21 protein-coding genes are annotated in these 14974 nt (G+C 50.2%); all 21 read left to right on the top strand.

Annotated elements, in window-relative coordinates:
• Positions 1–345, top strand: a 345-nt coding sequence (gene terL / locus HK25_RS11715; protein ID WP_158092955.1) for a phage terminase large subunit, incomplete at its 5' end; no start/stop codon positions are given.
• Positions 342–506 carry a hypothetical protein gene (locus tag HK25_RS13030; RefSeq protein ID WP_158092956.1) on the top strand — a complete coding sequence of 55 codons (165 nt, stop codon included), beginning with the start codon at positions 342–344 and terminating at the stop codon, positions 504–506. The genes terL and HK25_RS13030, both read left to right, overlap by 4 nt.
• A gap of 12 nt (positions 507–518) precedes the next feature.
• The gene (locus HK25_RS11720) at positions 519–1793 is read left to right on the top strand and encodes a DUF1073 domain-containing protein (protein ID WP_304528638.1); all 1275 of its coding nucleotides are present in this window, start codon (positions 519–521) and stop codon (positions 1791–1793) included.
• Between the two features lie 6 nt (positions 1794–1799).
• On the top strand, positions 1800–2525 hold the full coding sequence (locus tag HK25_RS11725; RefSeq protein WP_086636338.1) for a phage minor head protein: 726 nt from the start codon (positions 1800–1802) through the stop codon (positions 2523–2525).
• Positions 2526–2533: 8 nt separating this feature from the next.
• On the top strand, positions 2534–3940 hold the full coding sequence (locus HK25_RS11730) for a DUF2213 domain-containing protein (RefSeq protein WP_086636339.1): 1407 nt from the start codon (positions 2534–2536) through the stop codon (positions 3938–3940).
• Between the two features lie 11 nt (positions 3941–3951).
• Complete coding sequence (locus HK25_RS11735; RefSeq protein WP_086636340.1) at positions 3952–4464, top strand: hypothetical protein; 513 nt, start codon at positions 3952–3954, stop codon at positions 4462–4464.
• 13 nt (positions 4465–4477) lie between these two features.
• Positions 4478–5458 (top strand): DUF2184 domain-containing protein, encoded by a 981-nt coding sequence (locus HK25_RS11740; RefSeq protein ID WP_158092957.1) that lies wholly within the window; start codon positions 4478–4480, stop codon positions 5456–5458.
• Positions 5459–5656: 198 nt separating this feature from the next.
• Complete coding sequence (locus HK25_RS11745; protein ID WP_158092958.1) at positions 5657–6082, top strand: DUF4054 domain-containing protein; 426 nt, start codon at positions 5657–5659, stop codon at positions 6080–6082.
• Between the two features lie 9 nt (positions 6083–6091).
• Positions 6092–6661, top strand: a complete 570-nt coding sequence (locus HK25_RS11750; RefSeq protein WP_086636343.1) for a hypothetical protein — start codon at positions 6092–6094, stop codon at positions 6659–6661.
• Positions 6661–7044, top strand: a complete 384-nt coding sequence (locus HK25_RS11755) for a hypothetical protein (protein ID WP_086636344.1) — start codon at positions 6661–6663, stop codon at positions 7042–7044. The genes HK25_RS11750 and HK25_RS11755 overlap by 1 nt, the downstream gene beginning before the upstream one ends.
• Positions 7041–7625, top strand: a complete 585-nt coding sequence (locus HK25_RS11760) for a hypothetical protein (protein WP_086636345.1) — start codon at positions 7041–7043, stop codon at positions 7623–7625. The genes HK25_RS11755 and HK25_RS11760 overlap by 4 nt, the downstream gene beginning before the upstream one ends.
• A complete protein-coding gene (locus tag HK25_RS11765; protein ID WP_086636346.1) occupies positions 7622–8743 on the top strand; it encodes a DUF3383 family protein in 1122 nt (373 codons plus the stop codon). The genes HK25_RS11760 and HK25_RS11765 overlap by 4 nt, the downstream gene beginning before the upstream one ends.
• Positions 8743–9195 carry a phage protein gene (locus HK25_RS11770; protein ID WP_086636347.1) on the top strand — a complete coding sequence of 151 codons (453 nt, stop codon included), beginning with the start codon at positions 8743–8745 and terminating at the stop codon, positions 9193–9195. Before HK25_RS11765 ends, HK25_RS11770 begins: the two co-directional genes overlap by 1 nt.
• Positions 9195–9614 carry a phage tail assembly chaperone gene (locus HK25_RS11775; RefSeq protein WP_086636348.1) on the top strand — a complete coding sequence of 140 codons (420 nt, stop codon included), beginning with the start codon at positions 9195–9197 and terminating at the stop codon, positions 9612–9614. The genes HK25_RS11770 and HK25_RS11775 overlap by 1 nt, the downstream gene beginning before the upstream one ends.
• Before the next feature lie 38 nt (positions 9615–9652).
• The gene (locus tag HK25_RS13035; RefSeq protein ID WP_158092959.1) at positions 9653–9799 is read left to right on the top strand and encodes a DUF6889 family protein; all 147 of its coding nucleotides are present in this window, start codon (positions 9653–9655) and stop codon (positions 9797–9799) included.
• On the top strand, positions 9799–11601 hold the full coding sequence (locus HK25_RS11780; RefSeq protein WP_086636349.1) for a phage tail tip lysozyme: 1803 nt from the start codon (positions 9799–9801) through the stop codon (positions 11599–11601). Before HK25_RS13035 ends, HK25_RS11780 begins: the two co-directional genes overlap by 1 nt.
• Positions 11602–12243, top strand: a complete 642-nt coding sequence (locus tag HK25_RS11785) for a phage baseplate protein (RefSeq protein ID WP_086636350.1) — start codon at positions 11602–11604, stop codon at positions 12241–12243.
• Positions 12240–12560, top strand: coding sequence for a phage baseplate plug protein (locus HK25_RS13605; RefSeq protein WP_086636351.1), 321 nt, complete (start codon positions 12240–12242; stop codon positions 12558–12560). The genes HK25_RS11785 and HK25_RS13605 overlap by 4 nt, the downstream gene beginning before the upstream one ends.
• Positions 12550–13527, top strand: coding sequence for a baseplate hub protein (locus HK25_RS11795; protein ID WP_143296003.1), 978 nt, complete (start codon positions 12550–12552; stop codon positions 13525–13527). Before HK25_RS13605 ends, HK25_RS11795 begins: the two co-directional genes overlap by 11 nt.
• Positions 13524–14210: a Gp138 family membrane-puncturing spike protein gene (locus tag HK25_RS11800; protein ID WP_086636353.1), complete on the top strand. Its 687-nt coding sequence runs from the start codon at positions 13524–13526 to the stop codon at positions 14208–14210. Before HK25_RS11795 ends, HK25_RS11800 begins: the two co-directional genes overlap by 4 nt.
• A gap of 306 nt (positions 14211–14516) precedes the next feature.
• A partial coding sequence (locus HK25_RS11805) for a hypothetical protein (RefSeq protein ID WP_143296004.1) occupies positions 14517–14974 on the top strand: 458 nt, incomplete at its 3' end.

Raw genomic sequence — 14974 nt, forward strand, 5'->3', positions numbered from 1 at the left:
ACGGCATCACAGGACGGCCCTCAGATTGAAATTATCCTTCCACAGGACCCGGGGCAGGCAGGAAAATCTCAGGCAGAGTATCTGATACGAAAGCTGGCGGGATACCGCGTCAAGGCTGTTCGTGAAACAGGAGATAAGGCAACTCGTGCCGCTCCTTTTGCCTCGCAGGTAAACGCAGGGAATGTCTTCCTGGTTAAAGCTCCATGGAACAGGACATTTATTGATGAACTCACATCATTCCCCGCCGGGGCTCATGATGACCAGGTCGATGCCGCAGCCGGAGCTTTTGACCGCCTCGTAAACGAAAACAACTGGACCAGTATTTACGAAAGATTAGCCGAGTGACGACTAAACCAAAATATCGCGTCCCGGCTCGCGTTCGGACATTTGACGGCTATGTAAACCCCGCAACCCGGACTGGTCGTGGGATGGATAACCTTGCCTCAGCCGGTGGCTATGCCTTCACCTACTGGACAAGAAATCGTACTCAGCTGGAAGCTGCCTAACGTGGTTCATGGATTATCGGGAACGCTGTTGACTGCGTTGCTGAGGATATGACCCGCGCAGGAATTGATATAACCGGGCTGTCAGATTCTCAGGAAGATGAGCGTCTTCAGGCAGAAATTTCACGACTGGGCATCTGGCAGGCATTCTCAGATGTTGTGAAATGGGCACGTCTTTTCGGTGGTGGTCTCGGCATCATTATGATCGACGGGCAGAACGTTTCTGACCCGCTGAATGTAGACAGTATAGGCGAAAATCAGTTCAGAGGCATTTACGCCATGGACCGGTGGGTCGCGATACCGGACTACACAAGACTGGTTAAAGAACTGGGGCCTGACATTGGCAAACCTGAATTCTACCAGATTGCCCCAGGTGACTGGCCTTTCTCTGGTCTCAGCGTTCATTATACTCGTGTTATACGCATGGATGGCGTGCGTCTGCCCATATACCAGAGACAGTATGAAAATAGCTTCGGCATGTCGATTGTCGAACGTATTTTTGATGCACTGACTGCATTCGACAGCGGTACCGTAGGCGCATCACAGCTTGTGTATAAAGCACACCTGCGTGTGATGAAAATTGCCGGGTATAAAGAAGTTATGGGCGGCATGAACGATGCTGCCAAGCGTGGGATATTCGCCCAGATTGATAACATCAGACAATTCCAGTCGAATGAAGGAATGTCTGTTATCGACAAGGAAGATGACTTTCAGGCGCTCGTTTACTCGTTCTCAGGATTAAACGATATTCTGATGCAGTTCGCTCAGCAGGTCTCAGGCTCAGTCCAGATACCAATGACACGGCTGATGGGACAGTCTCCCGCAGGTTTTTCTACCGGAGACAGTGATATCCGTCAGTATCAGGAGGGTATCAGCCAGAAACGCGAACAGGCACGTCCTGTCGTTCATCTGATCGTGGATATGCTTTACCGGTCACTCTTTGGAAAACCACCTCCAGAGGCACTCAATTTCAGGTTTAAGTCACTATGGGAAATGAATGACGAACAGAAAGCAAATATTGCTTCAACCCGGACGACATCAGTCATCAGCGCCTTTGAAAGCGAATTGATCAGCCAGAGAACGGCCCTGCAGGAACTTAAATCCGGGTCGGATGTGGACGGAGCGTGGAACACAATCACCGAGCAAATGATCGAGGAGGCGGACCCCGCTCCACCATCCTCCAGTGAGTTTGATGATCAGGGAATAGGCATGCCTCTCTCCGGACTAACAATACACCGCGTTCCTGAGAGAGATTTAACGAAGGAGGTCATTACTCCTGACAGTGAGTAAGCCTCAATGGATTACGATAATCAGGCTGTGTTTCAGGCACGGAAAAGTCAGGCCGGCGAATATGAGCGGATGCTCAGAAAAATTGCCCGCAATATAGGCGACCTGACTAAAACGATGGGTGCTGATGCTGTCATCTACAACCCTGAGCCATTGCAGGATGCCCTCAGTAAATATGCTGAAGCTATAGAGCCATGGGCTAACGTTGTCTCAGGAAGGATGCTGAAAAGCGCAAACCGCATCAATTCGCGGCAATGGAAATCATATGCGCAGGTCATTGGTCGTGAGCTGGCCCATGAAATTGCAAATACTGATACGGGAGCCGCAATCAGAGACCTGCAGCAATACCAGGTGCTTCTGATTAAATCACTTCCGATTGAAGCCGCTCAGCGCGTGCAGAGAATTGCCACTGAAGCACTCAGTAATGGCAACAGATACGACGCACTCAGGCAGGAAATTTTACGGACTTCTGAGGTCACTGAAAGTCGGGCAACTCTCATTGCACGAACCGAGAGCAGCCGCTGTGCCGCTACACTCACTCAGGTTCGCGCGCAGATGAATGGCTCATCTGGTTACACCTGGCGGGCACACCGGGACAAACGAACAAGACGCTCACATCGCGAAATGAATGGTCGCTTCGTCGCATGGGACGAGCCTCCAACACTGGATAATCTGACCGGGCACGCAGGGTGTGTCCCTAACTGCAGGTGTTTCACGATGCCTGTATTCGACTAAGGCAAACAATGCGTACTGTTGATAAAACCATCGGCAAACTGAACGATGTTTTCACGATCAGCAAAGAAGGAAATACCCGCGAGCGGTTAGCTGATGGCTCATTGCTCTGCCGTGATGTGCCCTTCGCCCGTACCGGAACGATGCTTTATGATCAGTCAGAGTTTGCCGGGTCACCCGATACAAACGGCGACCCGATAACCTCTCCTGATGGTGTCATAATTGTCCATCGTGACAATGGAACACTGTTTTCTGAGCCCACAATAACAAGCTTTGAATCAGCCCCGGTTACAGTGGGGCACCCGCCCGACTTTCTGAATCCTGATAACCGCGCAGCCTATGACCAGGGAACCATCAGAAACATACGCCGTGGCGATGGAACTCTGTCTGACTACCTGCTGGCTGACGTTATCGTTAAAGGCCGCGAAGGTCTGGACGCCATTGAGAAAAAGGGAATCCGCGAAGTTTCTCCGGGATATGACGCGGATTACGAGCCCATCGAAGGTATGCCCGGCCACTACAAACAATCCACAATTACAGGAAACCATCTGGCGATTGTTGAACGAGGCCGTGGTGGCCGAGGCGTCAGAATTGGTGACGAACAAAAGGAGCCAGACGTGGCTTTCAGAAAAAAAACATGGGGCGCTCGTTTACTGAACGCCATTACGACAAATGATGCTGATGGTATTGAAGAAGCAATCCGTGAAGGTGCCGATGAGATGCCAGAACGTGTGGAGCCAACCATCGCGAACACGGGCGATGAGCAGGTTGCCACAGTCGAACAGGACGATCAAAAACGCCATACTGAGGTCCTCGACGCCATCCACGATCTTGGCAATAAAGTCACAGCTCTGGTTGACGTGCTCACTCCAAAAACAACGGATGATGAGCAGACAGAGCAGGACAGGACTGATGAAGCAGTTGGTGCTGCACGGGCAGATCAGCGTAAAGATGACCTGAAAGCCGTCGAAGAAACGGAAGATGAAGCGGAATGCCTGACCGAGGAAGGCAAACGCGTTCCTACCGGCGATGCCGCTTTCTCAGCAGTACGCCTGAACGCAATTCAGGTTGCCGAAATCATTGCTCCGGGTATGCGCCACGGTACCGTTGATACCAGCGCATCACGAAAAGAGCAGCGTTCTGCTGTGAAGAATATCCGTGTTGCTGCACTCGAAAGTGCGTTACGTGGCCCACATGCTTCTGTCGTGCGTCGCTATGTTGGCGCTCAGCCTGTCCGCAATATGACTGCAGATGCTGTGTTTGTGGCGTTCCGTGCCGCGGGTGATGCGATCGCGAATACAAACCGAAGCAGCGTAATGCCGCAGTCCGCATACACACCCTCTCACTCACACACCCATAGCAATCCAGCCGCAGAAATGAACGCCCGTAACCGCGCGTTTTGGGGTCGGAATAAATAAGGCGAACTCTCATGGTTGCTTATCTCAAAAGAATGGACACAGGCTACGCTGGCGGATTATCCCGTGAGCCTGGACCTGGCGATATTGTCAATGAAACCCTCGACAGCACGATAGACTGGTCAACATACGGCTTTGGCCGCCCGGTCAAATACACAACCGCCGGTAAAATTACGCCGCTCGCATCAGGTGATACCTCAGCTGATATCATAGGGTTTCTGGTGCGTACCTTTCCCGGCCGTGCTGTCTCTTACACAGGTCTGGCCGCTTACCCTCAAATCAATGGCGGTGCTGTACCGGTTGCGCGTCGTGGCTTTATGACCGTCCCTCTTCAGGGAGCAACAGCGGCGACCAAAGGCGGAGCAGTTTACGTCCGTGTTGCGGGCACATCGAGCACGGAAGTTCCTGGTGGTGTAGAGGCTGCAGATGACAGCACAGCTGGTAACACCATCCTTCTGGCAAACGCGCAGTTTGAAGGCCCTGCGGGCACAGACGGCATTGTCGAAATCTCTTTTACGATCCTGTAAGGACGGCGATATAATGATTGAACTGAAAAGGCGCGTCCGCACACAGGATGGCGCGTTTACTTACGATGCTCAGACACGTGACAGCATCGGCAACTTCTTTGTCGGTGAGCTTGAGCGTCTTGACCCTACACTGCACGAGCCTCTGGCTGCTGTTACCTGGGGACGCGATATTGATCTGCGCGAGGATGTTGGGCCCGGGGATGACCTGTCCAGCTTTACGCAGTCAGCATTCGGATCTGTAGGTGGCACCACCCCAGGTGGTATCAACTGGATTGGCGATGAAACAACGTCTATCCCTTCAGCAACGGTTGATCTGGATAAAGTCGCACAGCCTCTGCGTCTGGTTGGCTACAATCTGTCATACACCCTGCGCGAGCTTGAGAAATCCATGCTCCTGGGACGTCCTGTTGATCAGCAGAAACTGGCTGCGATCCGTCTGAAACACCAGATGGATATTGACCAGATGGTCTATGTTGGCGATCCGAACAGCTTCGAAAACGCGTATGGCCTTGCAAACGGCTCCGACGTGGCGACGGATACTGTAACAAGCGCGTGGAGCGCAGGGACAGCAGCCCAGATGCAGGATGACATTCTGGATGGCCAGCAGAAAGCATGGCAAGCATCAGGATACGCTGTCTGCCCCTCTCATATTCTATTGCCTCCTGCTCAGTATGCGCTACTCAACAGAACCAACAGTTCTGCCGGCACGCAGTCTGTTATGGAATACATCAAGCGTAATAACCCGTTTACACAATCTACTGGCCGCGATCTCGATATTCAGCCGGTCAAATGGCTGAATGATGCCGGTGCAAGCGGTGCATCACGTGCAGTGTTTTACACGAAGGATGTGAATTATGTTCGTTATCCTCTCGTGCCTCTCCAGCGTTCGCAGATCACTCCGCAGGATATGTGGCTGCGCACGACCTACTGGTCGCTGCTCGGTCAGGTTGAGTTCGTGTATCCTGAAACCCTGCACTACAAAGACGGCATCTGATGATTGCCGTTCTGGTGAAACAGCCGTTTTTCATTGGGAAACGGTATTTCCCCAAAGGCCGTGCTGAACTTAACGAGGCAGAGCTGGGGAATTACCTGGTCCAGTCCCGCGCTGTTGTTTTCGGGGGTGGTTTAAAAACTACTCCTGAAGCAAAAACTGCTGACAATACTGAAGTCAGCACAGATGAGACCTCAGACAATGATGTGCAATCCCGATCAGGTCGCCGTGGACGCAGACCACGTAGTGACAACTGATGACTTCAGAACGTTTTTCCCTGAGTTTTGTGATGCGACCAAATACCCGGGCAACCTGATCGTCACTTATCTGCAAATTGGCGTTCAGTTTGTGAGCATTTCAAGATGGCAGCAAAGCTGGAAGCTCGGCGCATGCCTTTTTGCTGCCCATGAACTCACAATGGGAACAATCGCAACAAAGGCAGCTGCCACAGGAGTACCCGGGCAGGCCACAGGGATTGTTTCAGCAAAATCAGTCGGGCCAGTCAGTAAATCATACGATACATCGTCCGCGATGTTCAGTGACGCCGGCTATTTCAATCTGACCACTTATGGCCAGAGATACTGGTATTTCATGCGTCTGTTCGGAACAGGCGGCGTGCAGTTGTAAGGTTACACAGTGACTACAGGGGGCAAAGCAGACGTTACGGTTACTCGTGACAAGGCCCGCGCCGTCCTGAAAACCATTCGGGACCTGACAAACCAGCGCGTTCTGGTCGGCATACCTGAAGACGAGAATGAACGACCAGAAGGTGACGCAGGGAATGCTCTGATCGGATATGTTCTTGAAACCGGGGCACCCGAACGGAACCTTCCGCCACGACCATTCCTTGTGCCGGGCGTTGAGAAAGTTGTCGATAAATCACTCGAACGCCTGCGCACGGCTGGCAAGCAGGCTATGGAAGGCGTTGCCGGAGCAGTTAATATCCAGCTTAATGCCATAGGTCTGGAAGCCTCAGCTTCTGTTAAAGACAAAATGGACACAGGCCCCTTTGAGCCCCTTGCCGACGCAACCTTACGTAACCGCATCAGCCGCGGTGGTGGCGCGCAGGCCGGGGCGCGGGAGGAGCTGGCTAACCGCGAAGCAGGGAACCCTCCAGGGACTGACCTTGCCCAGCCTCTGATTGACACAGGCAACCTGCAGAACTCAGTGACCTACGTTATCCGCGATGCAAGGAACCGCATCTGATGCCATTACTGGACGTATCAGACATACTGGATGACCCTGACTTCAATCAGGCCATCACCGTAACGCGCTCAGTAAAAGATGTTGATGAGCGTGGCGAGACAACCATCAAACAGACAGAAATGCTGACCTATGGTGTCGTCGCCCCTATCACAGCAAACGAATTATATCGTCTGCCAGATGCAGAACGTCTGTCAGGTGGCTGCACAGTCTATTGCCGCTTCCCTCTGTTCACAGGACAAAACAACTACACAGCTGATCGTATTACAGCAAACGGGTCGCAATATGTGGTGATTTCCGTTGATGACTGGGAATCATTTGGCCAGGGCTTTGTTGCAGCAAAATGCGCCTTACTCGACATGCGCGATAACGGAACAGCATCATGACAGAGAACTCTCCGGCCAGTGGGGGTATGCTACAGACAGCAACCCTGAACGCAGCTGAAGATGTAAATCTCGACCTGTTGCTCGGAGACTGGATTTCTCAGCTGACCGGCTTACCCCGCAACTTATGCCGGCGACGCTGGCAGGAAAGTCCGCCGGTACAACCTGCCAGAGACACAGACTGGTGTGCACTTGGTGTAACTACCGTTACGCCAGATCAGAACATTGCGGCAACTTTTAAAGATAATGTTTATACGCTGCACCTGCACGAAACCATTGAAGCATTATTTTCATTTTATGGGATCAACGCTTCACAAAATGCCATGTCTTTACGTGTTGGTCTGAATGTCAGCGTCAATCGTACATTTCTCACAAATAACGGCATGACTTTTCTTCGGTCATCAGACGTTCGTCGCGTGCCAGCAATTATCAATCAGCTCACCCTGATGCGCTCTGATATTTCCATGCAGTTTCGACGGCAGGAACAGCGCACTTACCCTATTCAATCCGTTCTGGTTTCAGACGGATACATCACCACAACTGATGGTTTTAACTGTAAATTTTCAACGGAGTATGCCGAATGACGGCTGGCCTGCCCTTATCTGATATTGTGAATGCTCAGGTCACGCTTGACCCACAGGCGTCTGCAACACGAAATTTTGGAACTCTGCTGATCGTTGGCTCCGAGAGTGTTTTATCTGACACTGAAGATCTGCGTTCATATTCCTCGCTTGATAGTGTTGGCGATGATTACGCAGTCACATCGCCAGTCTACCTTGCCGCCACACTGTTTTACGCACAGTCACCGCAACCTTCGACACTCTATGTCGGTGAGCAAAGAACGTCAGAGACTAATCTGACGACAACGGTACAACGTCTGGCCGCAGCATCCGGAGACTGGTACGGTCTGGCTTTTGCTATGGCAACGATGCCGACAGATACAGTTATTGTTCAGGTTGCTCAGCAGATTGAAGCACTGACACCGGTTCGCACATTCTGGGCTACGACACAGGATGCCAATGCCATCGTATCATCCAGCACAACTGATCTGGCTTACCTTCTTTGTCAGGCAAATGTCAGCAGAACCTGGTGTCAGTATTCGACATCAAATCCATATGCATCAATCTCTGCTTTTGCGCGCATTGCCACTGTCAATTACAGCGGTCAGAACACAACTCTCACGCTGAAATTTAAAAACGAACCTGACGTCACAAGCGAAACTCTGACCACTACTGAGTATTCTGCGCTCAAAGCAAAATACTGCAATGTGTTTGCCCTGCTCCAGAATGGGGAGAGTATTATCCAGGAAGGCTATATGGCCGACGGAACATGGGCTGATACGCGTATCGGCTGTGATGCTTTCCAGAATGGCCTTCAGGTTGCGGGTTTTAATCTTCTATATTCAAATCTGAAAATTCCTCAGACTGATGCAGGCATGGTGATCCTCAAAGGAACATACGACACCGTATGTCAGACCTACGTCACTAATGGTCTGTTTGCTCCTGGTGTGTGGACAGGTCCCACTATTGGCGCTCTGAAAAACGGTGATACTCTCAACGACGGCTATTATATTTACTGCCCTTCTGTTGCTTCTCAGTCTGCTGCTGACAGATCAGCCCGAAAGGCCGTAACCATGCAGATTGCCTGCAAACTGGCTGGAGCCGTCCATTCCTCTAACGTCCTGGTAAACGTGGTGCAGTAATGACAACAGGCTCGACATACAGCTTTCTTGATGTTTCCTGCTCTCTTGTAGGGCCGGGCATCGCAACAACACTCGGCAATGAAGCAGGATCCGCAGAAGAAGGTATTTCTATCGAGCTTCAGGCCGATAAAAATACAATGACCACGGGCGCTGACGGAGGCTATATGCACTCCCTTCATGCTGCTAATGCAGGCACGGTTACTGTTCGTTTACTAAAAACATCACCTCAGAACCAAATTCTGATGGCCGCCTATAACGCTCAGAGAATTAGTTCGAGCCTCTGGGGGAAAAATGTCATCACGCTTATCCAGTCCAACGCCGATGATGCGATTGTCTGCACCGGGTGTGCTTTTGTGCGTCAGCCCAACCTGGAATATGCGACTGACGGCGGCACTAACACCTGGACATTCCACTCCGGGAAAATTACCGGATTGCTTGGAGCATACAGCTAATGGAAGAAGTCGAAATTAACGGCCGTAAATACACCGTCAAAAAACTTCCCGCTATGCAGCAGTTTCATGTCGCTCGACGCCTTGCGCCCATTCTGGCAGCTTTTGTAGCAGGTATCCCATCAGGTGGTGAGATAACAGACTCACTCGCCGGGTTTGATCTGGCAAAAATCGGTGAAGAAATTGCAGCTTTGCCTGATAAAGACGCGGAATACATCCTTAATACAGCACTAAGCGCAGTAACCTATCGCGATGAAGAAGCACAGCGAGATTACTCCATTCAAGTTCGCCCTGGTGTGATGCGCTACAACTGGATTGAGCTTCCCGAAATGCTCCGCCTGACGGTCTCTGTGATTCAGCATAATCTTGCGGGTTTTATTCCCGCCGCGGCCTCAGATTCGAAAGACAAGGCCCCGGCGTAACCTTTGAAGTTATTCTTCTACCTGATGACCTCGATTATATGATGCGACCCGTTATTGCCGGAATGTGCAAAATGGAAAGCCTCAAAGATGGCGCTCTTGATCTGGAAGACATCGCGTTAATGAATGACGCACTCGATGCAAAAACAGAAAATGAAATAAGGTCGAACGCGGCCAGGAAAGAATAATGGCAGACGCAGGCGTTATTAAAGAGTTTCTGGTTGGCCTTGGTTTTAAGATTAACCAGAAAGGCCAGCGCGACTTTAAAGAGGCCCTTGATGGCGCTCAAAAAGCTGCCCTTGGCCTGATCGCTGGGTTGAGCGCTGTTGTCGCAGCCGTTGGCAAGGTAGCCCAGTCATATGAACAACTGGGGTATGCCTCAGAGCGCGCTCAGTCTTCAGTCTCTGGTATGCAAAGGTTTGCCTTCGCCATTTCACAGGTTGGAGGTAATGCTGATTCCGCACGAGCCAGCCTGCAGTCGATTGGTAACTTTCTGCGCTCTACTCCGGGCGGAGAAGGCTTTATTCAGCGGCTTGGTGTGCAGACACGAGATGCGCACGGTCATCTGCGTGATACAGCTGCGATCATGTCGGATATGGGATCACACTTCAGGACGATGCCATACTGGCGCGCCCGGGCGTCTGCCGGGGTTCTGGGTATAGACGAAAACACTCTTCAGGCCATGATGAGAGGTGGTCAGGGTCATTGGCAGAACAGATACGCTGAGATTTATCGTCGCCTTGGCGTTGACCAGAATAAAGCAGCAAAAGCCTCACACCATTTTATGCAGGAACTGCGTGATCTCGGTGTCGTATTCCAGGCTATCAGAGATAAAGTCGCTATCACTCTGATGCCCGTGCTGGAGCGATTTCGTGACTTCTGCTTTCATATGTATGACAGCTTCACTCATCTAAGCACGGCAACGAAAATATGGGCCTTCGCGATAGGGAGCGCTGTTGTTGCCTGGCGCTTGCTTAATACCGCATTTATGCAGTCTCCTGTTGGCCGGGTTCTCGCGCTCGGAGCTGCGCTTCTTGCTCTTTGCGACGACTATAAGAGCTGGCAGTCGGGTGCGAAATCTCTGATCAACTGGAAAGAGTGGCAACCTGGTATTGATGCCCTGCAGGACGGGGTAAAGCAGGTAGGCATACTTCTCAAAGAGTTATGGCCTGATGTTGAGCCTGCACTTGCCCCTCTGGGCAACTTCTTCAGGAATATTCTTGTTGATAGCCTTAAAGCTACAGGACATGCCATTTCAGGAATTGCAAAAGCACTTGATAATATTGCTCATGGACGGTTCAGAGCGGCCTGGGGAAATATTATGGATATGACACAGGAAGGTGTGGGCAACCTGAAAAATATTGGCCAATCCGGAGCAGGTCTCTTATCTTCTGGAATAGGTGCTCTTTCCGGGATGGATGCCGGGAAAGTCAATACCGCCATGCAATATCTGACTGACCAGGGCATAGACAGAGAGCATGCTTTGGCAATGATCGGAAACTGGCAGCAGGAAAGCGGACTGTTAAATCCAGAACGGACTGATAAAGGTCATTTTGGTCTGGAACAATGGGAGCCCTACAGGCGGGATACTATCCTGAAAAACCTTGGTATTGATGTAAAAAAAGCGGGTTTTTTAGACCAGATGAGGGCCGCAGTATGGGAATTACGTAATGGACCAGAGTCCAAAAACTGGGATGGTTTCCTTAAAACATCAGGAATGTCTGATGCGGCAGCTTTTTTTGCTAAAAACATAGAACGTTCCGGAGAAAAACCTGGAGACCCAGGATTTGATTCCAGAATTGCATATGCGGCAAAAGCTGCCTCAATCAGCAACTTTAATACTCTGGCCGGCTCTCACGCCCCAACAGTTAACCAAACGGTTAATATCACCAGTAATGGTAATCCCGCTGCTATAGCCAGCGCTGTGCATGGCGCGACCACACATGCGTTAAACACAGCAGTTCGGAATATGAAAGCCAGAAGGCAATAAATGGTCGTATCTGATATTGCATCTCTGCTGTTCGACAGTAACCGGAAGATAAGCGGCCAGGATGGCACAACCGTCATTCCTGACCTTGCTATCCGGGAGCGTCACATCGACAGACTGGGTATCACCTCAATGCCAGTACAGACCGGAGCGGCAATAACAGATCATGCTTTCTATATGCAGCCCGAGTTTACACTGGAGTTTGGCTGGTCAAACGCCAGTCTTGCCGCCACATTATCAAACTTTTCAGGCACTACTCTTTCTGGCCTGGTCAGCGGCGACTTCGGTGAGCAGTATATCAAGACCGTATATGCAAAAATCCTGAAACTACAAAAATCCCGACAGCTCTGCACTGTAGTCACAGGAAAACGAACATACAAAAATGTTCTGATAGAAAGCGTCGAGACAGACAGCAGTTCAGAAACAGCTTATTCAATGTTTGCAGTAATGAATTGCAGGTCACTAAACCTTGCTCATAGTGCTGTCACTCAATCAGGAATAACAGCAACAAACCAAAAAACGCCCGCAAGCACATCCCCTGAAGCAAGCAATGGCACAAAACAGTTGCAGCCTGCCAGCAACAGCTCCGGACTGACCAGCATGTGGAGCGGCGTTAAGTCAGCTTTTTCGAGTGCATTTTCATGACAGTTTTCTATGAAGTGCCGCTACAGCCAACCAATCAAACTGTGAGTGTCTCAATATCAGGCAGCTCATACAGTTTCCGAACATATTATTGTAACGAGGAAAACAGTGGGTGGGTTCTGGATATTTCAGATAGCAGCGGAAATCCTGTTATACAGGGAATCCCACTGGTAACAGGAGCCGATCTTTTAGGCCAATTCGCATATCTGAACCTTGGTTTTTCCCTGATGGTTACAACTGACAGTGCCCCGGCGGCCGTTCCGACCTTTGAAAACCTTGGCATTAATGGTCGTCTATACGTGGTAACAAATGACCAGTAAATTCCTGCGTGTCTGCACAATGGTTCTTTCTGATAATTCAGGGAACAAACTCACATTATCAGACTTTCGAATAGTATTTCGTGTAACACACGGGATCATGCAGACACCACGGCACTTAGAAGCCAGAATTTATAACCCGAATGCGGCCACAATAAACCGTATTAAATCAAAATACTCTGTCGTTGAATTATCTGTGGGGTATGGCTCTGATGACGATGCCAGTCTTCTGTTTCAGGGTATGATCTGGCAAACCCGGGACGGTCGGGAAAATCCGACTGATACTTTCATTGATATCATTGCTGCCACGCGAGACACTGCTTTCACCACAGGCACAATCTCAACTGTTCTTGCTGCTGGTTATAAATACAGTCACGTTCAGAATGTAGTCGCTCAGAACATGGCTTCTGACAATATTGCTGCTGGCGCATTTCCTGATATCCCCGGATCTGCAGCTCGACCTAAAGTAATGTATGGCATGACCCGGGATCATTGCCGGACCCTCGCGCACAGTACTGCAAGTATGTACTTCATGGATGAGGATAGCCTGAACTATGTCGCGATTGCAGATACATCCCGCGTCAGGACAACGCAAACTGTCATCGAGCTAAGCCCTGAGACCGGCCTTATTGGCATCCCGGTTCAGACCCCTGATGGAATTGATGTTACCTGCCTGCTTGATCCTGCCATTAAAGTGAATTCACGCATCCGTCTGATAAATGCCGCGGTTCTGGATCAGATCGCTGATCTGTCTTATTCGCCGTCTGATGTTGCAAATGCACAATACAGCTCGGATGGCAGCAGGGCCCATATATCAGGTGTCAATGCAACCGGCGATTATCGTGTGGTATGGGCAGATCACTATGGAGATACCTACGGCAATGACTGGTTTTCATCCCTGAAATGTATCTCAATTGACCCCTCAGACACTGTGCAGTCACGCTCTGCGCTGGAGGTAACACCAGAATGAGCACGATTGATATTCGTGAACGCTACAATGACCACCAGGAAAATACACGAGTAGCAGAAGATGCTCTGCAATCACGCATCTGGACGATGCTGCCAGGAGTGATTGTGTCATTTACTGCTGCTGATGGTGCGCCGGTTGCATCTGTTAAACTGGCAGTTAAAGGCTATGACAGCGCAAATGACGGGTCACGCTCGTTTCATGACCTGCCAACCTTGCCTCATTGTCCGGTTGTGTTCCCACGCGGTGGTGGCTGCTCCCTCACATTCCCGGTTAATGCTGGTGATGAATGCATGGTACTATTTTCCAGCCGCTCCATAGATGAATGGTGGCAGTCAGGCATAGGGCAACCTCCTTTCGATTACCGCCAGCATGATCTGTCTGACGGACTTTGCTTTGTCGGGCTGACCAGTAAAGCGCGCCCTCTGGCAAATATCAGCACAGCAGCTGCTCAGCTCCGTTCTGACGACGGAACTACACTGATCGAGTTAAATGCCAGTTCAAAAGAGGTACGCATTGTTGCAACAGGAGGAATTACGCTGGATGGACCGGTTAACATAACCGGTGCAGTTACCACCGAAAGCACCATAACGGCACAGGGCGATGTAAAAGCTGGAAGTATCAGTCTCACAAGCCACGAACACCCGGTCACAGAGGCCCCGGGTACAACGGGGACGCCTCAGTAACTGAAAAAATATCCGGTCGGCAGTAAATTCTTATTTATAAAAATTCAACTACCGAAACAGCCCAAGAAGAACACATTTTTGTAAGGTTAATAATAAGAATAAATAATATTTAAATAAATATAATCTAATTCATATGAAAAAAATATACCCAAATTTTCAACAAATACTAACTCTATTTTAACACTAAAAACAAAAACTTGAGTGATATACGGATTTTTAGCGTGCGATACTTAATTGATGGAAATATTGTTCGGTCATTTTTGTTTTTGCTAGCTATCAACTAATATTTAACTGGAAACTCAACTCATGGATATAATGGCAAAGCTCTCTGCCCACCCCCAGTCCGGGCTGGTCAATCAGCAAATGCTCACTGTTCGCCTGAGCCTGGAAGCAGCACAGCACGATAATACCGTACGCGAGAAACTGCTTGAAAATCCCGGAGCCTATCTCGCCTCCGCGGGTTATCCGCTCAGCCCGGATATGATCCCTGATTTTAACCGTTTTATCCATAATGACACCAGTATTCCTGCAATATTAGGTCAACTTCAGAGCGGAGAAGGTCTTACCAACCTGGAAGGCATTCGTTGCACAATCTGCAAGGTCGCAGCATACGGCATCGCAGCTGCTCTGGTTGCCCTCGGAGCTGCTGGCCTCACGACCCTTTCAGTAAGTTCAGGCATAGTAATAGCTTTAGCAGCTTTTGCAGGAGTATCCGCTGCAAGCGCTCTGGCGTTCATTGCTGGTCTTGCTTCGGTTATTAGTGG

Source organism: Acetobacter sp. DsW_059, from assembly GCF_002153695.1.
GTDB classification, from domain to species: domain Bacteria; phylum Pseudomonadota; class Alphaproteobacteria; order Acetobacterales; family Acetobacteraceae; genus Acetobacter; species Acetobacter thailandicus.